Origin of the sequence: Paenibacillus validus NBRC 15382, assembly GCF_004000985.1 — a bacterium.
Taxonomy (GTDB): Bacteria; Bacillota; Bacilli; order Paenibacillales; family NBRC-103111; genus Paenibacillus_G; species Paenibacillus_G validus.
This window is the reverse complement of the sequence record NZ_BIMH01000020.1, coordinates 56,534-79,908: the sequence shown is the minus strand read 5'-3', so window position 1 is coordinate 79,908 and position 23,375 is coordinate 56,534. Positions and strand designations below refer to the sequence as shown.

Sequence of the window (23,375 nt, the reverse complement as noted above, 5' to 3'; positions counted from 1 at the left end):
TTTGCCTGGCGTCTTTTTTTTGCGGGCTTTTCACTACGCGAGTGGTAGATCGTGTAAACTTATAGTAATATTTTCATCGGAAGATGTTCGAATCGGCGGAAGCTGAAAGAAGAGCGCTTACGAAAATTCAAGTTGAGAGAGATTGCGAAAAAGGGTGGAACCATGCCGTCATTTTTAGAGTTCTTTTATGAACGTCTCAAAAAGAAAGAGTTTGACAATTATCCGTTTATGATCTCGCTTCATCACGGACTGGCTTATACCGTACAGCTGGAAGACCGGGTTACGAACCTGCTGATGCTGCCTTTCGAACAAACGGGTCTGGCCTACATCGAACCGAATCCGAACCCCGGCAACGTGGTGAACGTGCATCCTTATTACAGAGGCAAGATACTGCTGGAATTCGAAATTCTTCACGGCACGGACCTGCATAAGCCTAAAACCGAGGAGCAAGTGCTCGAATTTCTGTACCGCAACGCCTGGCAGCTTCATCAGTTGGCCGAAGGCATGCAGGGAAGCTTCGAGGATTACATGGTGAAGTTTAAAATGATGTGCGACTTTCTGCGTTACTTTAATTCCGTCGTTGTCATTCCGAATCGTTCGTAGAGGGAAGGGCTTGCGGCGGGAAGAAACGTGTATCTATCCCGGGCCGTCCACGAGGAACGGGGGAATCCCTATGAAAAACGTACCAGGGGGAGGGCAACAGCCTTGTTACCGATGGAACAGGAAACGATGGCGCTGCTCGTCGGCGGTTTCGGCATCGTCATGGGCATTTCGTTTGTTTTTGTCATTTTGCTTTGGATAAAAGGGCGAAAAGAAGTATACCGCAGCGCCTTCGGGTGGGTGATCGCGCATTTCGTGGTGTTCAGCGCAGCGGTGGCCTGCTGTCTGAAGGCGATCGGCACGAGGCCGACGCACCCTTCGATGGCTTCGGAAGGAAACTCGCTGTGGCTCGGCATTGGCGGCGTCCTGTGGGCGGCCTCCATGCTGATCTTGCTCGGCGCGATCGCCGCATTCACGGCACGGGATACACATCACGGGGAGTAACGTTAAGAGGTTCAGCTCTTTCACTGCCCGGGGCCCCAGATCGCTTCCTTCTCCGCTTTTGACAAGTTCCGTCTGACAAGCTGATACGACTCTTCAAGCATGTTCTCAAGCTCCTCATCCGCCAGCTTTCCGTTCAAGATGACGGTATTCCAATGCCTTTTGTTCATATGATATCCCGGCAGCACGGTGTCTGGATACGTCTGGCGCATCAGCCAGATTGTGTCCGGATCGGCCTTCAGATTGACGCTCGGGACGCCGGATTGATGGCCTAATAAGGCGAACATTTTGCTGCCGACATAAAGCACCGGAAGATCGGGCTCGAACGGGTAACGCAGACTGGTTCCGGGTTTCTTCAACGCCAGGGCGATCAATAACTCGTGATTCATTTGACAAGAGGCTCCTTTCAGCGGCGGTTTTGCCTTTATTTCAGCATATCCGATCCCGGCTCTGATGAAAAGCCATAACCGCAGCTGGCCGAAGACTTGCGTGACCACAAGCATAGGCATCAGGCCGGGCGCCCAGCGCGGCGACAAAAGCGGCAAGCACTCCTGACGCGTGTCATCTCAACCTCCCGCATCAAGCTCCCTTTCCGACAAAGAGTTGGACAGTCTTGAAATAATCGTGCTATCATGGGAGTTGATTATCAAAGAAATGCGTGAATACGTACCTAATTTTATATTGAGTTCAGAGAACAGGTGCCGATATGCCGCCATTGCGCGTATCGGCTTAATAGGGAAGCCGGTGTAAGTCCGGCACGGTCCCGCCACTGTAAGCGAGGAGCTTTTTCCGATCCAGGCCACTGTCGATTCGTCGATGGGAAGGCGCGTGAAAAAGCGATGAGACGCAAGTCAGGAGACCTGCCTGTTTTCCGCTGCCTTGTCACGATCGAACGCGACGAGAGCGGCAAAGTCACCAGAAAGCCTACGCGGATAGGGGGGTGTACGGGAATGGGTTCAGGCGTACTGCGGGTTAGAGCCAAGCGCTTGCCGTCATATTCGGCAAACGCGCGGGAATTTACCCCGGCAGCAGCCGGTTCACTTTATCGTCAAGCATCTTTCCGAGAGGAAGGATGCTTTTTTTGCGTGGGTTGGTTTGTTTGATGGTTCCGCTATTATCGTTCAGCGACTGGAAGGGAGGACGAAACGATGAAAGGCAAGCTATCGGTTATCGGATTTGGCCCCGGCAGCTTCGAGCATATGACGCAAGCGGCGAAAGAAGCGATCATGGAGAGCGAGGTCATCATCGGCTACAACACATACGTGGATTTGATCCGCGGTTTACTGAGCGGGCAGCATATCGTACGTACCGGGATGACCGAGGAGGTCAGCCGGGCGCAGGAGGCGGTTCGGCAGGCGCAGGCCGGCCGGAAAGTCGCGGTTATCTCGAGCGGGGACGCGGGGGTGTACGGGATGGCCGGCCTCGTCTACGAAGTATTGATGGAGCAAGGCTGGCGTCGGGACACCGGTGTCAACGTGGAGGTGATTCCGGGCATCTCGGCGATCAACTCGACGGGTTCGCTGCTTGGAGCGCCGATCATGCACGATGCCTGCACGATCAGCCTGAGCGACCATTTGACGCCCTGGGACCTCATTATTAGGCGGGTCGAAGCGGCGGCGGCGGCCGACTTCGTCATCGCGTTATATAACCCGCGAAGCGGCCGGCGCACCCGGCAAATCGTCGAGACGCGCAGCGTGCTGCTGCGTTACCGGTCGCCGCAAACGCCGGTTGGTATTGTCAAAAGCGCCTACCGGGACCGGGAAGAGATTGCCATCACGACGCTCGAACGCATGCTGGAGCACGACATCGGCATGCTGACGACGGTTATTATCGGCAACTCGGCGACGGTCGTCTACGACGGTCTGATGATTACGCCGCGCGGCTACCAGCGCAAGTATACGCTCGGCGCGGACGTGCAGCCGTTGAAGCCGCATGAGCGGCTGCGCGCCGAGGCGGAGCCGTGGTCGCTCGAAGCGCGGGAAGGCGCTGTTGCGACGGCGGAGCGAGAGCCGGCAGCGGGAGCGGCGAAGAGCGAAGCGGCTGCCGCAGAGGCGACGGCTGCGAAGGAAGCGGAGGGCGCAGCGGGGGACGCTGCCGCGTCGCCGCTAGCGTTGGCGCTCGAGGCGCTGCGGCTCGTGGAGACGCAGCGCGGTGCGGCGAACGCCGGAGCGCCGGCCGAGACGCCGTCCTGGCAGCGCGAAAGCGATCCGTTCCGGCGGCGGGAGATTCTCGAGTTCGCCGTCAGCCCCGGGCTCGCGGAGAAGAGATTGACGGCCGCCCAACTGACGCTGCTGGCCGACATCGTGGGCGAAGACGGTTCGATTGAATATACGCCGCATCATCAATGGCTTGTGAGGCTCGTGACTTCGGAGCCGCAGCAGGCGGTATCGCGGCTGGAGGCGGCTGGGCTGCTGCTGGCGCCGGTCGGCGATGTCGCGCAAATCAAGGCATGCGATTTTTGCAATATGGACAAAGCGGATTCGGTTCCTTACCTGGAGGATCTGCAGCAGCGAATCGGCGGCCTGAAGGTGCCAAAGGAGCTGCGCATCGGTTTCAACGGCTGCGGAATGGCTTGTTACGGCGCGGTGCGGGAAGATATCGGCATCGTGTACCGCAAGGAAAAGTTCGATCTGTTCCTCGGCGGCAAAACGGTCGGCCGCAACGCTCATCCGGGCATCCCGGTGGCTGAAGGCGTAGAGCCGGATCGCTTGCTGGAGACGGTGGAGCGGATCGTCAGGCGGTATGCGGATGAGGCCCATCCGAACGAGCGTTTTCATAAATATTATAGCCGGATCAAGGAGCTTGAAGGATATCGTTACCGGGAAGTGCCGGTGTTCAAGATTGAAAATGCCGTCTGCGGCGATTAAACGAAGGGAGGCGGATCGTAGATGGACGCCTTGTTATTTGTCGGTCACGGAAGCCGTGATCCGGAAGGAAACGAAGAGGTGCGCGCCTTTGTCCGTTCGGTGGAGAACGGGCTGGATGTGCCGATTGTAGAAACATGTTTTTTGGAGTTCGAGTCCCCTTCCATGCGGGAAGGCTTTGCCGCGTGCGTCGCCCGGGGGGCGACCCGGGTTGGCGTTGTGCCGATTACGCTGTTTGCGGCGGGACATGCGAAGCTCCATATTCCGGCGGCTATGGATGAGGCGAAGCGTCAGTTTCCCGGTGTCGAATTTATTTACAGCCGACCGATCGGCGTACACGAGCTGGCGCTGGATATTTTGCAGACCCGGCTGGCGGAGGCCGGTGTCGACGGTTTGATCGAATCGCCGGATACGGCGCTGCTATTGATCGGAAGAGGGAGCAGCGACGCCGATGCGAACAGCGATTTGTTTAAAATATCCCGGTTGCTGTGGGAACGGCTCAACGTGCAATGGGTCGAGACGGCGTTCATCGGCGTAACCGCCCCGCGGGCCGACGAAGGCGTGGACCGCTGTGTCAGGCTGGGCGCGAAACGCATCGTGCTGCTGCCGTACTTTTTGTTCACGGGCGTACTGATCAAGAGGCTGGAGCAGCTGACGGCCTCGTTCGCGGAGACGTATCCGGACCGCGAGTTCGTGCTTGCCGAATACTTCGGGTTCCACCCGATGCTGCGCGAGATTATGCGGGAGCGCGCACAGGAAGCGCTGCAGGGGCAGGTGCGGATGAATTGCGACATGTGTCAATTCCGGCTGGAAGCGATGAAGCATCATCATCATGATCATGATCATGACCACAGTCATCACCATGGGCACGAGCATCATCATGAGCACGAGCACCGTCACGAACATGAGCACGGGCACCGTCATGCACACGGCGACGAGCACGCTCATAACCATGAGCACGAACACATTCATGCGCACGGCGACGAGCACGAGCATGACCACGAATCTAAGCATCAACAGGAACACAGCCATGTCCACGCGCATGCCGATGATCATGATCATGAGCATAAGCGCCATCCCGGCCATGAACAACAGGATCAGCATCGCGAGCAGCCGCAGGAGGCAGCGCCGTCTCCGGCTTCTACGAAGGAGGTGCCCGCATGATCCTCGTCATGGCCGGAACGAGCGACGCGCGTGAGCTGGCAATACGCATCCGGCAAGCCGGCTACGAGCTGCTGGCGACCGTCGTCACCGAGAGTGCGGCGAAGAGCCTCATGGAGGCCGGTGTTCCGACGCAGGTCGGGAGGCTGTCCGAAGCGGCGCTCGTGGAGCTGATCCGCAGCCGCAGCGTCCAGGCGGTCGTCGACGCGACGCACCCGTTCGCCGAGGAAGCGTCGCGCAATGCGATGGCGGCGGCCCGCACGGCGGACGTGCCTTACGTCCGCTATGAGCGCGAGCGCGGGAAGTTCGCCGCCCACCCGCGCCTTTCCTTCGTCGACGACTACGAGCAGGCGGCGGAATTGGCGGCGCAAAAGCGCGGTGTCGTATTCCTCGCCACGGGCAGCAAGACGCTGCAGGTGTTTGCCGAGAAGCTGGTCGGGCTGCCGGATACGACGCTGGTCGCGCGCATGCTGCCCCGTAAAGACAACATGGAGAAGTGCGAGCAGCTCGGCGTCGAGCAGAGGAACATCGTGGCCATGCAGGGGCCATTTTCGAAGGAAATCAATCAGGCGTTCTATCGGCATTACGGCGTCACGGTGCTGATCACGAAGGAAAGCGGACAAGTCGGCGCCGTGGAAGAGAAGCTGTCGGCCGCGCTTGAGATGGACATCGACACGATTGTGATCGGCCGGCCGGCGCTTGATTACGGGGTCGTCTACACGGAGTTTGACGGCGTGCTCGCCGAGCTCGGACAAATTGCACAGGAGGTGCGTCGGTAATGGATTTTCGCACGGATTTTAAACCGGTGACCGTACAGCCGCAGGAAATTGAAGAAAAAAGCTTCGAGATGATTACGGAGGAATTCGGCCCGCACGATTATGCCGAGGAGCAGTATAAAGTCGTGCAGCGGGTTATTCATGCTTCGGCCGATTTCGAGCTGGGGCGCAGCCTCGTGTTTCATCCGGATGCCGTACAGGCCGGTATTCAGGCGATCCGCAGCGGCAAGCCGATCGTGGCGGATGTGCAGATGGTGCAGGTCGGCATCAGCAAGCCGCGTCTGGAGAAGTTCGGGGGCGAGGTGCGGGTGTACATATCCGATCCCGACGTGATGCAGGAGGCGAAGCGGCTCAATACGACGCGCGCGATCATCGCGACGCGCAAGGCGGCGCGGGAAGCGGACGGCGCGATCTATGCGATCGGCAACGCCCCGACGGCGCTGCTGGAGCTGATTCGGCTCGTCAAGGAGGGCGAAGCGCGTCCCGGTTTAATCATCGGTGTCCCGGTCGGCTTCGTGTCGGCGGCGGAATCGAAGGAAGAGCTGCTGAAGCTGGACGTGCCGTTCATCACGAATATCGGCCGCAAAGGCGGAAGTCCGGTCGCGGTTGCGACCGTTAATGCGCTGTCGCTGCTCGCGGAGCGTCAGGGGTAACAGACATGGTCAAGGCCGGTGCGGACAACCAGGAGACGAAGCCGCTTCGTCACGGGTATACGACGGGCGCTTGCGCCACGGCGGCTGCTCAGGCGGCGCTGGAGGCGCTCATTGTGCAGGAAACGGTCATGAAGTCGACGATCCGGCTGCCGATCGGGCAGGATGTGACGTTCGACATCGTCCGGTGCGAATTCGAGCAGACGCGGGCTTGCGCCGAAGTCATCAAGGACGGCGGCGACGACCCGGACGCAACGCATGGCGCGAGAATTATAACCGAGGTCTCGTGGACCCCGGAGGAAGGCATAGACATCGACGGCGGCATCGGCGTTGGTCGGGTGACGAAGCCGGGGCTGCCCGTCGACGTCGGTCAGGCTGCCATCAATCCGGTGCCGCGCAAAATGATCCGCGAAGCGGTTGCGGCCGTGCTCAACCGCTACGAGATTCACCGTGGCGTGCGGGTCGTCGTATCGGTGCCGGAGGGCGAAGAGATTGCGAAGAAAACGCTCAATGCGCGGCTCGGCATCTTGGGCGGCATCTCGATTCTCGGCACGCGCGGTATCGTCGTGCCTTTCTCGACGGCGGCCTACAAAGCAAGCGTCGCCCAAGCGATTCGGGTGGCCGTCAAGAGCGGCGTCCGTCATATCGTCCTCTCCACCGGAGGCCGTACGGAAAAGTTCGGCATGGAGCTGTATCCGGTGCTGCCGGAGGAGGCGTTTGTCGAAATGGGCGACTTTGTCGGATTTGCCGTGCAGCAATGCGCCAGGCAGGGCATCAGGCGCATCACCCTCGTCGGCATGATGGGCAAATTTTCCAAAGTGGCGCAGGGCGTGATGATGGTGCACTCCAAAAGCGCCCCCGTCGACTTCGGCTTTCTCGCCGGGCTGGCGGAGCAGGCCGGGGCGTCCGGGGAGACGCTGCAGCAGATCCGGGAAGCCAATACGGCCGCACAGGTCGGCGATATGATGCAGGCGCTCGGGAACGAGGCCTTCTTCCAGCGGATGGGCGAATACTGCTGCCGAGCGTTGCTTAAGGAAACCGGGAGCAGGAGCCGCCCGGCGGACCTGCGCGAACGGCAGGCGGAAGGCGAGCCGGACGAAAGCCTTCAGATCGAAACCGTTATTATCTCGATGAAGGGCGAGCTGCTGGGGCGATCTGCCGCAACAGCTTCACACGGGCCGGGGGAACAATCCGGAAGCGACAGGGAAAGGTGAGAGGAACATGGAAAATACGATCGTGGTGATGGGCGTCGGCGATGACGGGAGGGCCGGATTGCCGGACGCTTATTTGCAGCGGATCGCACAATGCGGGGTGCTTGTCGGCGGGGAACGGCAGCTGGAGATGTTCCACGACAGCCCGGCGGAGAAAGTCATGATTCGCAGCGGGCTTGGCGAACTCGTCGAACAACTGCGCAACGAGAGCCGGAGCACGTTGGTGCTCGCATCCGGGGACCCGCTGTTTTACGGCATCGGGGGGTATTTGGCGGCGAAGCTGCCCGGCCGGATCGAGGTATTGCCATTCGTGAGCTCGGTCCAGCTTGCGTTCGCGCGGATCGGCGAAGGCTGGCACGATGCCTTCACAGTAAGCCTTCACGGTCGGCCGATCCGGGGGTTGGCGCAGCGGATCGACGGCAAGCCGAAGGTGGCGCTGCTCACCGACGAGATCAACCATCCGGCGGCCGTTGCGGCCTATTTGCTGGAGTACGGGATGACGGAATATGAGGCGTTCGTCGCCGAGCATCTGGGCGGAGAGAAGGAGCGGACCGGCTGGTACGGTTTAACCGACCTTGCGGCCCTCTCGAGCGGCGACTTCGCGCCGTTGAACGTCGTCGTGCTGCGCGCCAAAAGCCCCGGCGTCATGCCCCCGGCATGGCCGCTCGGCATTGACGACGCCGAATTCGCCCAGCGGAAGCCGGATAAAGGGCTCATCACGAAGCGCGAAGTGCGCGTGTTGAGCATCGCCGCGCTCGGCCTGAAGCGGGACAGCATCGTGTGGGACATCGGCACGTGCACCGGATCGGTGGCCATCGAAGCCGCTCGCCTCTGCCCGGAGGGGGCCGTGTACGCCGTTGAGAAGAACGAAGGCGATCTGGCCAACGCCCGCGAGAACGCGCGCAAGTTCCGCACGGACATCACGCTCGTGCACGCTAAAGCGCCCGAAGGGCTGGAGTCGTTCCCGGACCCCGACGCCGTGTTCATCGGCGGCAGCGGCGGCGAGCTGCGGGATCTGCTGGCGCTGTGCTGCTCGCGTCTAAGACAGGGCGGTACGATCGTGTTGAACGCGGTGACGATTGAGAACCTGGCGGCAGCTGCGCAAGCTTTTGCCGATGAAGGCTTCCGGGCCGACATCACACTCGCTCAATTGAGCCGCAGCAAGCCGATCCTCGATATGACGCGGTTTGAAAGCTTAAATCCGGTTTACATCATCGCCGCCCGGCGGAAACCGGCGGATCACGAGTGCACCCTCACAGACAGAAAGGAAACCTCAAGATGACTAACCTTGGTACGCTTTACGGGCTCGGCGTCGGGCCGGGCGACCCGGAATTAATTACGGTGAAGGCGTTCCGCCTGTTGAAACAATGTCCTGTCATCGCTTACCCGCGTAAAAAATCGGGGGCCAAAAGCTATGCCCTTGCCATTACCGAGCTGTATGTGGACACGACGGAGAAAACGATGCTCGGGCTGACGTTCCCGATGACGAAAGACCGCGAGGCGCTGGAGAAGCAGTGGAACAAAACGGTCGATACCGTGTGGGAGCACTTGAATCAAGGGAAAGACGTCGCCTTCGTCACCGAGGGCGACACGATGCTGTACAGCACTTATATTCATTTGATGCGGCTCATGAACGAGCGCCATCCCGAGGTGCAGGCGGTGTCCGTGCCCGGCATTTCGTCGATCAACGCTTCGGCTTCGAGACTCGGCATTCCGCTGGCGGACGGCGACGAACAGGTGGCGATCGTACCGGCGACGGACGATTACGAGGCGATGCGGACGGCGCTCGAAACCCACGATGCCGTCGTGTTCATCAAGGTAGCGAAGGTCATCGACCTGATGCTGCGCGTGCTGGGCGATCTCGGCTTGACGGACAAGGCGTCCGTCCTGACCAAGGTAACCTCGGCCGAGGAGCAAATATGGCGCAACGTTGCCGACTTGGCGGGGCGGGAGCTCGAATATTTAACGCTGATGGTGGTGAGAAAATGAAAGTATATATAATCGGCGCGGGCCCCGGCGACCCGGATTTGATTACGGTCAAAGGGCTGCGCCTCCTGCAGGAAGCGGACGTCGTGCTGTACACCGATTCGCTCGTCAACGATGAGCTGATCGCGCGTGCGAAGCCGGAGGCGGAAGTGCTGCTGAGCGCCGGCATGAGCCTGGAAGAGATGGTGGGAATCATGGCCGACCGGGTCAGGGCGGGGAAAATGGTCGCCCGCGTCCATACCGGCGATCCGTCGATGTTCGGCGCCATCATGGAACAGGCGGCGCTGCTCAAGCGCGAAGGCATCGGCATCGAAGTCGTGCCCGGCGTCAGCTCCGTCTTCGCTTCGGCCGCCGCGATCGGCGCCGAGCTGACGATTCCCGAGCTGACGCAGACGGTCATTCTGACGCGCGTGGAAGGACGCACGCCGATGCCGGAACGCGAGCAGCTGCGCGATCTGGCCAAGCACCATTGCACGCTTGCGCTATTTCTTAGCGCGACGCTCACCAAGAAGGTCGTGCGCGAGCTGACGGAAGCGGGCTGGTCGCCCCAGACGCCGGTTGCCGTCGTGCAGCGGGCCTCGTGGCCGGATCAAGTGGTCGTCCGTTCCACGCTGGAGCGGCTCGACGAAGATATGCGGGTGAACGGCATTCGAAAGCACGCGATGATTTTGGCCGGTTGGGCGCTCGATCCGCATATTCACGAGAATGACGCGTACCGCTCGAAGCTGTACGACGCCACGTTCACTCACGGCTACCGCAAGGGGGTGAAGCCGTGATGCAAACGCCCGCCGCCATCAAGCTGCAGGAAGGAGCCGTGCCGGAAATCCGGCGCAGCGGCGATTATGCGGTTGTCGCGATCACGAAGCACGGCGCGGAGCTGGCCCGGCGCCTGCAAGCGTCGTTCGGCGGCGCCACCGATGTGTATTACATGTCCAAGTTTGCGCGCGGAGACGAGGCGGAGCGAGGCATCCAGCTGTTCGAGGGCAGCGTGCGCCTGCTGTATCCGGCGCTTTTTCCGGCTTATCAGGGGCTTGTCTGCATCATATCGCTGGGCGCGGTCGTCCGGATGATCGCTCCATTGCTGGAAGATAAGAAGAAGGACCCCGGCATCGTCGTCATTGACGACAAGGGCGAGCACGTCATCAGCGTGCTGTCGGGCCATTTGGGCGGCGCGAACGAGCTGACGCGCGAGGTGGCGGCGGCGCTCGGCGCCAGAGCCGTCATCACGACGGCGTCCGACGTGCAGAAGACGATCGCGGTCGACTTGTTCGGCCGCCGTTTCGGCTGGACGTGGGACAGCGCCGACAAGCTGACGCCGGTCAGCGCGTCGGTCGTGAACGAGGAGCGCGTCGCCGTCGTGCAGGAGTCGGGCGAGCCGGATTGGTGGCTGCACGACACGCCGCTGCCGCCGCATATCCGCACATACGGCGATATCTCAAGCGCGCTGGCGGACGAGCCGCAGGCGGCGCTGGTGGTAACGCACCGGCTGCTGGAGCCGGAGGAGCTGCCGATTCTGGCGAACGGCGTGCTGTACCGCCCTAAAGTGATTGCGCTCGGCATCGGCTGCAACCGCGGGACGTCCGCCGAGGAGATCGAAGCGGTTGTGCGCGATACGCTCAGCGAGCTTCGTTTTTCCTTGCAAAGCGTAAAGGCGGTCTGTACGATCGACCTGAAACAGGACGAGGAAGGGCTGCTTGCGGTATGCCGCTCGCACGGCTGGCCGCTCGTGTGCTATACGCCGCAGGAGCTGAACGAGATGCCGATCGACGACCCGTCCGACACGGTGTACAAGTTTACCGGAGCGTACGGCGTCAGCGAACCGGCCGCCAAACGATATACGGGTGCGCAGCAGTTGGCCTTGACGAAGAAAAAAAGCGGCAACGTCACGATTTCGGTAGCCGTCGCGCCTTTTTTAAAATAACGGAGGCGGGGCGGCTTATCCAAACGTTATTTAGGAGGATTGGCAGGATGGATCAGGAGTGTGCGGCGGCAGGCCGGCGTTGTCTCGTGATTGCGGGCACCGGAAGCGGCGCCGGCAAAACGACGGTGACGCTCGGCATCATGGCCGCCCTGAGAGGCAAAGGATTGAAGGTGCAGGGGTTTAAATGCGGGCCGGACTATATCGACCCGACGTATCACAAGGCGGTCACGGGCAGACCGTCGCGGAATCTGGATAGCTGGATGTTCGGAGCGGAAGCGGTGCGGGAGCTGTACGAACGCGCGTCGGCGGATGCGGACCTTGCCGTGATCGAAGGCGTGATGGGCTTTTACGATGGCAAAGACCCGAAATCGAACGTCGGCAGCACGGCCGAAATCAGTCTGCTGCTCGGTTCTCCGGTGCTGCTCGTCGTCAACTGCCAAAGCATGGCGCGCAGTGCGGCGGCAATCGTCAAGGGCTTTCAGCTGCTTGATCCGCGCGTGCGAATCGCGGCCGTCTTCGCCAACAAGGTCGGAAGCGCCGGGCATTACCGCATCGTGAAGGAAGCGATCGAACAGGAGTGCGGCGTTCCGGTCATCGGTTATTTGCTGCGGGAAGAGGCGCTGTCGGTGCCGGAGCGGCACCTCGGCCTCGTGCCTTCCATCGAACGGGGCGAGCTTGGAGGCTTCTTCGACGCCCTCGCGGAGAGGCTGCAGCAGACAACCGATATGGACAAGCTGCTGGAGCTAAGCGAGCTCGCGGACGAGCTTGGGCTGCCTCCGAGTCCGGCGAATCGGATCTTCGCGGAACCGGCGAGGAAATACCCGGTAACCTTGGCTGTCGCCCGCGACGCCGCGTTCCATTTCTACTACGAGGAAAATCTCGAGCTGCTGGAGCTGTACGGCGCCCGGCTGCGCTTCTTCTCACCGCTGGCCGGGGAGCCGCTGCCGGAGGATGCGGGCGGCCTGTACATCGGAGGCGGCTTCCCCGAGGAGTTTGCCGAGCGGCTCGGCGCGCAAACCGCGGTCGCCGAATCGATCCGGCGGGCGGTGGAGCAAGGCCTGCCGACGCTGGCCGAGTGCGGCGGCTTCATGTACTTGACCGGGTCGATCCGCGATACGGACGGACGCAGCTTCCCGATGGTCGGCCTCGTCCCCGGACAGGTGACGATGCAGCGGAAGCTGGCGGCGCTCGGACTGCGCGAGGTGACCGGTTTACCCGGCAACTTCCTGCTGCCGGAAGGCGAGGCTGCGCGCGGGCACGAGTTCCACTACTCCGTCTACGAGCCGCCTGACGAGACGGCGCTCCCGGCGCATGCCTACGAGACGAAAGGCATGCGCGGCACGAAGACCGAAGGCGCTCTGCGGAACCGGCTGATTGCCGGCTACACGCACCTTCACTTTGCGTCGAATCCGGGCATCGTCCCGCGCTGGCTCGCCGAATGCGAGGCCTACAAGGCGGAGCGAGCCTAGCGGCTTATGCTGATCTTGCCTGCGCGATCCTTGCGCGAACCTGCACCGCCCACCGCTGCAGGGCATTGCATCAACGCGCTGACGAGTCCTTGTGCAGCTTCATCATCAGCCAAGCCAGCATATAGAACGGAAGTGCGACGCCTGCCCAGCGAAAGACTCCAGGCGTCGCCGCCACATATAAGCTTAGCGGGGCGGCCCACAGCAGAGCCGCCAGCATTCCCCATGGGCGCCGCCGAACGGAGGAGACGATGGCGAGCAGCGCAGGAGCGAGACCGAACAGCAGCACCGCCAGCCATTCGCTGGGATTGGAAAGCGGCGCGTAGGGATTCAGCCAGATGAGGCTGATCCACAGGGCCGAGCTGTACACTCCGCCGCACAAGCCGATAACGCGCGAAAGGCTATAGAGCGGCAGCCGTTTGCGCTTCGTCGCAACGAAAGCACAGGCGATGGCGAACCCTAACGCAAGCAAGCCCAGCTTGGCAAGCGCGTGCGGCTGCGTCAGCTTGTTCCACGCCTGCTTCGCATACAAGGCCAGCCAGCCCGGTACCTCCGTCATCAGGCTGCCGGAGAGATCGGCTTGGGTGGAAGGCTTTACGCCGACGGGCAGCAGGGCCAAATCGTCCCGGGCATCCGTCAGCGCCTTCGTCCCTGCGCAAAGATGCGTCTCCAGCTCGCCGGGATGCCGCTCCTGCGCGTATACCAAATACGTTTCCCCCTGCTTAAAATCAATGCCGCACGAATGGAAGCCGGTGTACACGATAGCTTCCGAGGGCAGCTCGCCTTTCCGGATCGAATCGACCTCCAGGCGAACGGCGTATCGTCTTCCGATTGCCCCGCTTTCGTCGTATGGATCGTACGTCTCGCGGATGCCCAGCACCTTCCCCTCGAAAACTGCCGCCGCATGTTCGGCGGCTTGCAGCGGAGTGACCGCCGCACAAGAACAGGCGGCGCACGGATGCGGGAAGGCGGCCCAAGCGAGAGCCGTCAGCGGCAATAATAGCGTCATCATCCAAATCCAGCGTTTCCTCACCTTCTCTTCCTCCCTTTTCGCACACTTTCGTTACGTATATCTTGCTTCTTGAAACGGTTCCCGCCCGATAAATGCCTGCGTTCTTCTAAACATGGTATACTTTGGGACATACATCCATAGGGTTTCGGAGGAGGCGTTCAAGCTATGTCTCGCATCGTAGACATCCGCACGTCGCGCATGCGCAATTTTATCGCATTTCAACGCGATCCGCTCGGCTTGTTAGTAGAGGTGCTGCAGGACGGCGACGTGATTTCCCTGCGTTCGGGAGAGAAGCGTCCCTCTTATATCGTCAATGCGCCGGAATTCATCCACGAAATCCTGGTCGCCAAGGAAGCGTATTTCCGCAAGGGCCGAAGCTCGGAAGTGCTTCGAAGGACGATCGGTGACGGGCTGCTGACGTCGGAAAAAGAGGAGCACCGGCGGCAGAAGAAATATTTGACGCCCGCGTTCTACAAAGAACGGATTCAGGCGTACGCGCGTATCGTCGCGGAGGAATCGCAGCGAGCGATCGAATCGCTGCAGGACGGACAGCCTGTGGAGCTGCATGACGAGATGATGCGCCTGACGTTATCCGTCATTGCCAAAGGCATGTTCGCAACGGATGTCGCAGAGCGGAAGAAAGAATTGGCGGACGCCGTCGATATCGCGATTCGCGAGTCGGCACGTACGTTGTTCTTTCCGTTCATCGTCCCGTTCGGTGTGCCGACACGGGGACACCGCGTACACAAACGGGCGATTCGTACGCTGGAGTCGGTTGTTCGGGAAGCGATAACGGATGCAAGGAAACGGCCCGACCGGTACGAGGAAAGACTCCTTGGCTTGCTGCTCGATACGAAGGACGAGGATGGAAAGCCGATCACGGATACGGAAGTCCGCGATCAACTGATGACGATGCTGATTGCCGGTCATGAAACGACGGCCAATGCGCTTGTGTGGGCATGGTATTCGCTCGACCGGGAGCCGGACGCCGCCGCCAAATTTCACGCCGAAGTCGATGCGCCCGGGCAATCGGAAGGCCCGGCGTTCGAGCAGTATCGCAAGCTCAAGTACACTCAGCAGATCATACAAGAGACGCTGCGGCTATATCCGCCGGCCTGGACGATTCTGCGGGAGGCGGAGCGTGAGGTGGACGTGCTGGGGGAAACCTTCCCGGCGGGAAGCTCGTTTCTGATCAGTCCCTATGCGGTTCACCGGAATCCGCGCGTATTCGGCGACCCTTACGCGTTCCGGCCGGAGCGGTTTGCCGAGGAAAGCGCCGGCTGGCCGAGGTTCGCTTATTTTCCGTTCGGCGGCGGCTCGCGCGGCTGCATCGGCTCGCAGTTCGCGATGATGGAGGCGGCGCTTATTCTCGCGGAGCTGGGCAGGGCGTACCGGTTCGAGCGCACAACGGAAGCTCCGGCTATCCCCGAGCCGCTGATTTCCTTGCGGGTCAAAGGCGGCTTGCGGATGCGGCCATGCCGCCGAACGTAAGTCAGTCATGGAAGTTTTTAAGCGACGAGAGAGCGAATGAGGTCAACAAACTGCACGCCGACGAGCAGGTAGCATAGAGCGCAGCCTAGAAGAACAAGAAGCACATTTTTAAGCAGTTTCATAACGAAGGACCCCCCTTTCATATGGTTCGCGCCTCTCTCTATGTGTACGAGACGTACCTTATCCAGACGAAACAAAATGGAGCCAAGTTGCAAGTTTTCGAAAATTTTCGAAGAAAGGCGGAGAACATTCCTTCTCTATAACAGACGAACACCCCCGGCTCCGGCTGGATACGGGGGTGTTCGTCCGTTAAGAATTAGCGGCGCCGATAATGGATTTCACGCGACCGACCTGGCCGTCCTGCAGCCGGACTTTAATGCCGTGCGGATGCGTCGGAGAGTTCGTGAGAATGTCCTTGACGATCCCGCGGGTCGTCTTGCCGGTCCGCTGGTCTTGCTTCAGCACGATATCGACCTCGAGCCCCGGGCGAATGTGACTGCGCTGCTGTCCTGTAAGCATGGTTCGTTTGCACTCCAATCCGATTGCTTTGTTCAAATTCAAGTTCAAGTTCAAGTTCAAGTCCGAGTGTCCGCGGTGTTCGCGTTCACAGAGGTTCTTCCGCACCCATTACGGGCGCTTGAAGCCTTCCTCTTGCAAATACCGGGCCGCTTCTTCATACGTTTCGAAGGCGGATTCCAGATTCAAGCCGGCGTACAGGTACCACAGCTCGTCCTCGTGAATGAGCAGCAGCGTCTGGCCGTTCGGCCCGTGCCAGCGTTCTTCCTCCGCCGCATCGCCGCTGACGGCCTGCTCGGCGGATGTCTTCGGGGCGAGCGATTGGATCGACGCCCGAATCAGCTTGCGCAGTTCCTCGGCCGAGTAGTCGCGGATGTTCACGAGACCGCGCTCGTCCGTCGCATAGTCCGCCGTATGACCGGCATAGACGAAGCCGTTGCCGTTCGGGTGCAGGTGATAGACGACGATTTTCTTGTCGTAGCCGCTTTCTTCATAATGAAAATTAATGCGCCCGAGCGACACGTCTTTACGCGTCAGTTCGGGGAATGATTCGATCACGGACAATTTTTGTTCGAAGGTTAACATGAAGGACCCCACTTTTTCGTCATCTGCTAGCATGATTATCCATGAATTATACCACAGCCCCTTCGGATTCCAAACCGCCGAACCGGACCGGAAGGGCGGACGCCCTTGCATCTGCAGGCCCATTTGCATATAATACTTGTTAAATCCATACCGTCAAATGCGTGGACGGAGACAAGTAAGCAGTGCTTCTTCACAGGGAGGCCCCGCCGGAGATTGAGAGCGGGTCCGAAAGAATCAGGCTGCCGAAGTTCGCTCCCGAGCAGTCCCTTGAAACCGCGAAAGCTATTGCTGCGGCAAGTAGAGGGTCACCGGTTTACGAACCGTTATGTTCAACGAAGTGAGAAGCGCTTCGAGTCGCCCTGTTCAAGTGCGGCGTCGCAGCTTTCTAACAAGGGTGGTACCACGGCTTTTTCGTCCCTTATCCGGGACGGGGAGGCCTTTTTTGCGTGGCGTGGATATGGAGCATTCGTACAACACTTAAGGAGGGTAAGATCACGATGAAAGAACGTTTGTTGCAGTTGAAGGACGAGGCGCTCGGCGAGCTGGCGGGCGTGCAGAACCAGCAGCAGTTGAACGATCTGCGGATCAAATATTTGGGCAAGAAAGGTCCGCTGACCGAAGTGCTGCGCGGGATGGGAGCGTTGAGCGCGGAGGAGCGCCCGCTCATCGGGCAGGTGGCCAACGAGGTGCGCGGGGCTATCGAGGACGTGATCGAGGCGAAGCAGGCCGAGTACAACCGGGCGGAAACCGAGGCGCGGCTGGCAGCCGAGACGATCGACGTGACGCTGCCGGGACGTCCGGTTGCACGCGGGGCGGTGCATCCAATCAGCAAGGTGATCGAGGAAATCGAAGACATTTTCATCGGGATGGGCTATACGGTCGCGGAAGGGCCGGAAGTGGAGCAGGATTACTACAACTTTGAAGCGCTCAACCTGCCGAAAAACCATCCGGCGCGCGACATGCAGGATTCGTTCTACGTGACGGAAGAAATTTTGATGCGGACCCATACGTCTCCGGTTCAGGTGCGTACGCTCGAGAAGATGAAGGGCCATGTGCCGATCAAAATCATTTGTCCGGGCCGCGTCTACCGGCGCGACGACGACGATGCGACGCATTCGCACATGTTTACGCAAATCGAAGGGCTGGTCATCGACCGCAACATCCGCATGAGCGATCTCAAAGGGACGCTGCTCCAGTTCATGCGGGAGCTGTTCGGCAAGCAAACGCAAATCCGGATGCGCCCGAGCTTCTTCCCGTTCACGGAGCCGAGCGCCGAGGTGGACGTCACCTGCGCCATGTGCGGCGGACACGGCTGCCGCGTGTGCAAACATACCGGATGGCTGGAAATTCTCGGCTCCGGTATGGTGCATCCGCGCGTGCTGGAGATGGCCGGGTACGATCCGGAGGAGTACAGCGGCTTTGCGTTCGGCCTCGGGGTCGAGCGGATCGCGATGCTGAAGTACGACATTGAAGACATTCGTCATTTCTATACGAACGATCTGCGATTCTTGAAGCAGTTCGTCCACTTGTAAGAGAGAGGAGCGTGGACTAGGTGAAAGTATCTTACCAATGGTTATCTCAATATGTCGACGTAAGCGGTTATACGGCGAACGAGCTCGCCGAGAAGCTGACGCGCAGCGGCATTGAAGTCGATATCGTGGAAAACCGGAACAAAGGCGTGACCGGCGTCGTGGTCGGTTACGTGAAATCCCGCGAAAAGCACCCGGATGCCGACAAGCTGAGCGTTTGTAAGGTGGACGTCGGCCAAGCCGAGGAGCTGCAAATCGTATGCGGAGCGAAAAATGTGGACGCGGGGCAAAAGGTGCCCGTCGCCATCGTCGGCGCGAAGCTGCCGGACGGTCTCGTTATTAAACGCGCGAAGCTGCGCGGCGTCGAGTCGCAGGGCATGATCTGCTCGGCGAAAGAGCTCGGTCTCAACGACAAGCTGCTGCCGAAGGAAATTCAAGAAGGCATTCTCGTGCTGCCGGCGGATACGCCGATCGGCGCGGACATTCTGGAAGTGCTGGCGATTAATGACGAGGTGATGGACCTCGACTTGACGCCGAATCGGTCCGATGCTTTAAGCATGCTGGGCGCGGCTTATGAAATCGGAGCGATTCTCGGTCGCGACGTCAAGACCCCGGATAGCGCGTCCGGTCTGCAGGATACGGAGTCGCCCGTTACAGCATCCGATCGTATTTCGGTCGAAATTACGGCCAAGGACGCCTGCTCGCATTATGCGGCGCGGCTGATTGAAGGCGTGAAGATCGGGCCTTCCCCGCTCTGGCTGCAAAACCGCCTCATGGCGGCGGGCATCCGCCCGATCAGCAACATTGTCGACGTCACGAACTACGTGATGCTGGAATACGGCCAACCGCTGCATGCGTTTGACGCCGACCGTCTGGCGAACGGGCACATCGACGTCCGCTTCGCGCGCGAAGGCGAGAAGCTGGTGACGCTGGACGACGTGGAGCGGACGCTCGAGCCGCATATGCTGCTGATTACGGACGGTACGAAGCCGGTCGGACTCGCGGGCGTGATGGGCGGCGCGAATTCCGAGGTGTCGGAGGGCACGACGCGCATCCTGCTCGAATCCGCGAAGTTCGACGGCGGCACGATCCGCAAGACGTCGCGTCAGCTGGGCCTGCGTTCGGAAGCCTCGCTGCGCTTCGAGAAGGAAGTGAACCCGGAAGCGGTTATTCCGGCGTTAAACCGGGCCGCAGCGCTCATGGCCGAGCTTGCGGGCGGTCAGGTGGCCTCCGGTATCGTCGAAGCTGTGGCGCGCGAGCATCGTCCGGTGCAAATCGAAATCACGCTCGGCCGCATTAACAGTTACCTGGGGACGAGCTTGACGATGGACGAAGTGACATCGATCTTCCGACGGCTGAACTTCACGTTCGAGCCGCTGGAGCAGGACGGGCTGCTTGTTCATGTGCCGAGCCGTCGCGGAGACATTACCCGCACCGTCGATTTGATTGAAGAAGTGGCCCGTCTGCACGGGTACGACAACATCCCGACGACGCTGATGAACACGGAGACGACGCCTGGCGCCTTGACGAAAGAACAAGCGATACGCCGGACAGTCCGCCGCTTAATGACGGGCAGCGGGCTGCATGAGGCGATCACGTATTCGTTCACGCATCCGGAGCAAATCGCATCGTTCGCCGGGGCTTATCGGGATGCGCAGCCGGTGGCGCTGGCGATGCCGATGAGCGAGGAGCGCAGCGTGCTGCGCACGAGCCTTGTGCCGCATTTGATCGATGCGGCCTTGTATAACCGCAACCGGAACATCGACGACGTGGCGCTGTTTGAGATCGGACGCGTCTTCTTGAGCAGCGAGTCGTCGCTGAGCAAGCTTCCGGAAGAGAAGCTGCTGCTGTCCGCGCTGATGACCGGCAAGCGCAGCGAGCTGCATTGGACCGGAAAGCCGGGCAATGTCGACTTTTTCGACCTGAAGGGTGTGTTTGAGCGCGTTGTGTCGTACTTGGGCATCGAGGGCATTCGTTACGTCGCTGCTAAGCCGGAAGGCTTCCATCCGGGACGTACCGCTTCGATCGAAGTGGAGGAAGACGGCGTTTGCCGGGTGATCGGTACGATCGGTCAGCTTCACCCCGCGCTGCAGCAGGCCAAAGATCTCGCCGACACGTATGTGCTCGAAGTGGAGCTGGAGACGCTCGCGAAGCTGGCCGGCGAACGGTTTACGTACCGCCAACTGCCCCGGTTCCCGGCGATTACTCGCGATATGGCGCTCGTGGTGGACCGCGCTGTCGCCGTCGGCGATCTGATCGCAACGGCGCAAGCTACGGCCGGCGATTGGCTCGAATCGATTCAGGTGTTCGATATTTACACAGGCGACCGGATCGACTCGTCGAAGAAGAGCGTTGCGATATCGCTCGTCTACCGGACGCCTGAGCGGACGCTGACCGACGAGGAAGTCAGCGAGCTGCACGTCCGCGTCGTGGCGGCGCTGGAAGCTTCCTACGGCGCGGAATTGCGTAAATAACGAAGGCTGCTTTTGACCGACAAAACGTATTAACTCCTAGCAGGAAAAGCAATTCTCCGTATCGAATAATTCAGGATACGGAGAATTTTTTGTGTGAAAGGGGAACGGCTTCGTGAACGGTGAAGATAAAGTACGGATGACCGTCGACATCTATGGCTCCCAATATAAATTAGTATCCAAATCCAGCCCTTCCTATATAAAACGCGTCGTTGCCGTCGTGAACGACCAAATGCACCGCATCGCCGCCGGCAGTCCGCGTCTGGATCTGCCTAAAATCGCCGTTCTTGCGGCCGTCAATATGGCGGACGAATGGACCCGCATGCAGCAGGAGGTCGAAGCTGCGCAGGAACAGCAGCGGGAGCTTGCGAGGGTGCAGGGCGAGCTGGCGGCTTTAACGGATAAGTATGGGGAGCTTCAACAGTCGGTTGACGCCGATCGCGAGCGGCTGCGGTCGTTGTCGGCGGAACGCGATGAGCTGCTTGCCGTTAAAGCGGCGTTCGAAGGGAAGCAAGTCGAGCTGCAGGGGCAGGTCGAGGAGCTGGGCGCTTTGTACGAAGTCGCTGAAACGGAGCTGACCGAGAAAACCGAGCTGCTGCGCATCCGGGAGGAACGGCTGACCCAGCTCGAAGTGCAGATGGCCGAAGCGCTGGAGCGTGCGCGCGAGTTCGAAGGACGCAGCGCGGAGCAGGCTCGCGAGACGGAGCGTCTGGGGCAGCTGCTGCAGGAAAGCGAGCGCCTGCGCGAGGAACTGCGGCTGCGTCTCGGCGAAGAGCAATCGCAGCGCAGCCGTCTGGCGGAAAGCTTGGCGGCGCTGGAGCTGGAGCATGCGGAGCAATTGCGCAAAGCGGAGCAAGCTGCGCAGCAGATCGCTGACTGCGAGCGGCAGCGCGCCGAGCTGGAGCGCCGTTTGGGTGAAGCGCAAGGAGAGCGCGAGACGCTGGCGGCGCGGCTGCGCGAGCTGGAGGAGCTTACGGCCGAGCAGTCACGCGAAGCGGAGCAGCTCGCGTTGCGGCTGCGCGAAGGCGAAGAGTCGCGTGCTGCGTTGGAGCTTCGCTTGAGCGGCTTGTCCGCTGAGCGGGAGCTTCTTGCTGAGCGCGTCGCGACGGGCGAGCGGCAGTACGCCGAGCTGAGCGAGCAGCTGGATCAGCTGCAGGAGCAGCTCGGCGGCAGGCAGCAGGAAGTGGAGCTGCAGGTGGCGCTCTATGACGAGCTGCTGGAGCAAAGCAGCTCGCGTGAAGCGGAGCTGAAAGCGCAGCTGGCCGCCTCGGAAGAGCGCGCGCGGCTTGCGCTCGAAGTGGAGGCAGCGCGCCAAGCCGAGCTGAAGCAGGAAGCGGCCGAGCAGGCGGCAGCGGCCGACGCGCGTCTGGCGGAGCGCGAAGCGGAGCTGGAGCGCCGCATTGCGGAGCTTGGACGGGAAGCGGCCGAGCAGGCAGCGGCGGCTGACGCGCGGCTGGCGGAGTGCGAAGCGGAGACCGCTCGCGCGCTCGAAGCGGCCGAGCAGCGCAGGGCAGAGGAGCTGCGCGAGCAGCAAGAGCAGCACCGCCGGCTGCAGGTGCAGCTTGGCGAGCAGCTCGAGCAATGCCGCGAGCAGCAGCAGCGTGCGGATGGGCTGCAGGCGGAGCTGGAGGCGCTGCGTTCGGCTCAGCGGGAGCAGGCGGAGGAGCTCGAGCTGCAGCTTGAGCTGTACGGCGTGCTCGAAGCCGAGCTGGCCGGTCAGCGCGAAGACAGCGTAACGCGAGAAGCGGAGCTGCGTCAGGCGCTTGAGGCGGAAGCTGCGCGCATACGGGAGCTGGCGGAAGCGGAGGCAGCGCTGCGCGCGGAGCATGCCCGCGAGCTGGAGGCGCTGGAGCAGCGCCGTGTGAGCGAGCTGGCCGAGGCGGAGGCTCGTGCGCGAGTGGAGCTGGAGGCGCGGGCGGCCCGGGCAGCGGAGCTGCAGCAGGAGCTCGCGGAGCGGGAGCAGCGCGGCCAGGAGCTGGAGCGGCAGCTCGGGCAGCAGCAGGCGTATAACCTGCAGCTGCAGGAGAGCAGCAGCCAGTGGCAGCGGCGGAGCGAAATCCAGGCGTCACAAGCGGACGAGCTGCGTACCTTGCTGCAGGGCAAGCAGGAGGAGCTTGGGCTGGTGCAGGAGCTGTATGACGAGCTCCAGAAGAAGTATCAAGAGATGGTTCAACGGCTCGCGGAGCAGGAGTCCTCGAGCACCCAAGAGAATGAACAGCTTCGAACGCGGCTTGCCGAGCTCGAGCGTCAGCTTGAAGAACGGGAACGCCGCTTGATCGACGCGCAGAAGGAAGTGTTGGGCGCCCAAGAATTCAGTCGCGCCCTGCAGGAACAATGCGCGGCCTGGGAAGCGAAGCAAAAAACGTCGCTCGAAGAGCACAACGTCCTGACTGCCCGTCTTGCCTCGCAAGCCTCGCGGATTAACGAACTGGAAGCTGCGGTTTCGCAGGCCGGTCAATTGCAGAAAGAGTTCGTCTCACAGCAGCGTGAACTTAGCTTGCAGGTGGAGCTGTACAATGAGCTGCAAGAGGAGCTGAAGCTCCAAATCGGGCAGCACCAAGCGCTGCAAGCCGAGTATGACGCGCAGCAGGAGAAGGCCGAACGGGTGTTCCGCGAGCTGGAATCGCTGAAATCGGAATACGAGAAGCTGCAGGTCGAATATAACGAGTGGATCGAACTTGTGGAGAAAGATTAG

20 protein-coding genes and 1 riboswitch are annotated in these 23,375 nt (G+C 60.9%); of the genes, 16 read left to right on the top strand and 4 right to left on the bottom strand.

Features of this window, described 5'->3' with window-relative positions; genetic code table 11:
- Window positions 1-162 precede the first annotated feature (162 nt).
- Window positions 163-603 (top strand): hypothetical protein, encoded by a 441-nt coding sequence (locus PVA01S_RS14935; RefSeq protein ID WP_127608263.1) that lies wholly within the window; start codon window positions 163-165, stop codon window positions 601-603.
- Between the two features lie 102 nt (window positions 604-705).
- A complete protein-coding gene (locus PVA01S_RS14930) occupies window positions 706-1,044 on the top strand; it encodes a hypothetical protein (RefSeq protein ID WP_412760980.1) in 339 nt (112 codons plus the stop codon).
- Window positions 1,045-1,064: 20 nt separating this feature from the next.
- Here PVA01S_RS14930 and PVA01S_RS14925 read toward each other — a convergent pair whose 3' ends face one another.
- Window positions 1,065-1,430, bottom strand: coding sequence for an MmcQ/YjbR family DNA-binding protein (locus tag PVA01S_RS14925; RefSeq protein ID WP_127608262.1), 366 nt, complete (start codon window positions 1,428-1,430; stop codon window positions 1,065-1,067).
- A 290-nt stretch (window positions 1,431-1,720) separates the two neighbouring features.
- Window positions 1,721-1,923, top strand: a riboswitch (cobalamin riboswitch).
- 266 nt (window positions 1,924-2,189) lie between these two features.
- On the opposite strand from PVA01S_RS14925, the gene cobJ reads away from it, so the two are divergent.
- Genes cobJ through PVA01S_RS14875 form a run of 10 tightly spaced genes read left to right on the top strand, consistent with a single transcriptional unit; the run spans window position 2,190 to window position 13,079 of the window.
- A complete protein-coding gene (cobJ, locus tag PVA01S_RS14920; protein WP_127608261.1) occupies window positions 2,190-3,908 on the top strand; it encodes a precorrin-3B C(17)-methyltransferase in 1,719 nt (572 codons plus the stop codon).
- Window positions 3,909-3,929: 21 nt separating this feature from the next.
- Window positions 3,930-5,069 (top strand): sirohydrochlorin chelatase, encoded by a 1,140-nt coding sequence (locus PVA01S_RS14915; RefSeq protein ID WP_127608260.1) that lies wholly within the window; start codon window positions 3,930-3,932, stop codon window positions 5,067-5,069.
- The gene (gene cobK, locus PVA01S_RS14910; RefSeq protein ID WP_054798272.1) at window positions 5,066-5,845 is read left to right on the top strand and encodes a precorrin-6A reductase; all 780 of its coding nucleotides are present in this window, start codon (window positions 5,066-5,068) and stop codon (window positions 5,843-5,845) included. Before PVA01S_RS14915 ends, cobK begins: the two co-directional genes overlap by 4 nt.
- Window positions 5,845-6,495 (top strand): precorrin-8X methylmutase, encoded by a 651-nt coding sequence (locus PVA01S_RS14905; RefSeq protein ID WP_127608259.1) that lies wholly within the window; start codon window positions 5,845-5,847, stop codon window positions 6,493-6,495. The genes cobK and PVA01S_RS14905 overlap by 1 nt, the downstream gene beginning before the upstream one ends.
- A gap of 5 nt (window positions 6,496-6,500) precedes the next feature.
- Entirely contained in the window at window positions 6,501-7,706 is a 1,206-nt protein-coding gene (locus PVA01S_RS14900) for a cobalt-precorrin-5B (C(1))-methyltransferase (RefSeq protein ID WP_127608258.1), read from the top strand.
- Window positions 7,707-7,713: 7 nt separating this feature from the next.
- Window positions 7,714-8,985 carry a precorrin-6y C5,15-methyltransferase (decarboxylating) subunit CbiE gene (cbiE, locus tag PVA01S_RS14895; protein WP_127608257.1) on the top strand — a complete coding sequence of 424 codons (1,272 nt, stop codon included), beginning with the start codon at window positions 7,714-7,716 and terminating at the stop codon, window positions 8,983-8,985.
- Window positions 8,982-9,692 carry a precorrin-2 C(20)-methyltransferase gene (gene cobI / locus PVA01S_RS14890; RefSeq protein WP_127608256.1) on the top strand — a complete coding sequence of 237 codons (711 nt, stop codon included), beginning with the start codon at window positions 8,982-8,984 and terminating at the stop codon, window positions 9,690-9,692. Before cbiE ends, cobI begins: the two co-directional genes overlap by 4 nt.
- Window positions 9,689-10,465, top strand: a complete 777-nt coding sequence (gene cobM, locus PVA01S_RS14885; protein ID WP_127608255.1) for a precorrin-4 C(11)-methyltransferase — start codon at window positions 9,689-9,691, stop codon at window positions 10,463-10,465. The genes cobI and cobM overlap by 4 nt, the downstream gene beginning before the upstream one ends.
- On the top strand, window positions 10,465-11,610 hold the full coding sequence (locus tag PVA01S_RS27270; protein ID WP_236596003.1) for a cobalt-precorrin 5A hydrolase: 1,146 nt from the start codon (window positions 10,465-10,467) through the stop codon (window positions 11,608-11,610). The genes cobM and PVA01S_RS27270 overlap by 1 nt, the downstream gene beginning before the upstream one ends.
- A gap of 47 nt (window positions 11,611-11,657) precedes the next feature.
- Entirely contained in the window at window positions 11,658-13,079 is a 1,422-nt protein-coding gene (locus PVA01S_RS14875) for a cobyrinic acid a,c-diamide synthase CobB (protein WP_054800328.1), read from the top strand.
- A 70-nt stretch (window positions 13,080-13,149) separates the two neighbouring features.
- Here the strand turns inward: PVA01S_RS14875 and PVA01S_RS14870 are convergent, their stop codons facing one another.
- Window positions 13,150-14,109, bottom strand: a complete 960-nt coding sequence (locus PVA01S_RS14870; protein ID WP_127608252.1) for a hypothetical protein — start codon at window positions 14,107-14,109, stop codon at window positions 13,150-13,152.
- 144 nt (window positions 14,110-14,253) lie between these two features.
- Here PVA01S_RS14870 and PVA01S_RS14865 point away from each other — a divergent pair, with 144 nt between their 5' ends.
- Window positions 14,254-15,579 (top strand): cytochrome P450, encoded by a 1,326-nt coding sequence (locus PVA01S_RS14865; protein ID WP_127608251.1) that lies wholly within the window; start codon window positions 14,254-14,256, stop codon window positions 15,577-15,579.
- Between the two features lie 309 nt (window positions 15,580-15,888).
- On the opposite strand, the gene PVA01S_RS14860 is transcribed toward PVA01S_RS14865, so the two are convergent.
- Together PVA01S_RS14860 and PVA01S_RS14855 are read right to left on the bottom strand one after the other, a co-directional pair.
- Window positions 15,889-16,098: a YwbE family protein gene (locus PVA01S_RS14860; protein WP_127608250.1), complete on the bottom strand. Its 210-nt coding sequence runs from the start codon at window positions 16,096-16,098 to the stop codon at window positions 15,889-15,891.
- A gap of 108 nt (window positions 16,099-16,206) precedes the next feature.
- Window positions 16,207-16,680 (bottom strand): hypothetical protein, encoded by a 474-nt coding sequence (locus PVA01S_RS14855; protein WP_054798279.1) that lies wholly within the window; start codon window positions 16,678-16,680, stop codon window positions 16,207-16,209.
- A gap of 497 nt (window positions 16,681-17,177) precedes the next feature.
- Between PVA01S_RS14855 and pheS the strand changes: the two genes are divergently transcribed.
- From pheS to zapA, 3 genes are all read left to right on the top strand, one after another.
- Window positions 17,178-18,212, top strand: coding sequence for a phenylalanine--tRNA ligase subunit alpha (pheS, locus tag PVA01S_RS14850; protein ID WP_127608249.1), 1,035 nt, complete (start codon window positions 17,178-17,180; stop codon window positions 18,210-18,212).
- A gap of 20 nt (window positions 18,213-18,232) precedes the next feature.
- Entirely contained in the window at window positions 18,233-20,683 is a 2,451-nt protein-coding gene (gene pheT / locus PVA01S_RS14845) for a phenylalanine--tRNA ligase subunit beta (protein ID WP_127608248.1), read from the top strand.
- A gap of 112 nt (window positions 20,684-20,795) precedes the next feature.
- Window positions 20,796-23,375: a cell division protein ZapA gene (gene zapA, locus PVA01S_RS14840; protein WP_127608247.1), complete on the top strand. Its 2,580-nt coding sequence runs from the start codon at window positions 20,796-20,798 to the stop codon at window positions 23,373-23,375.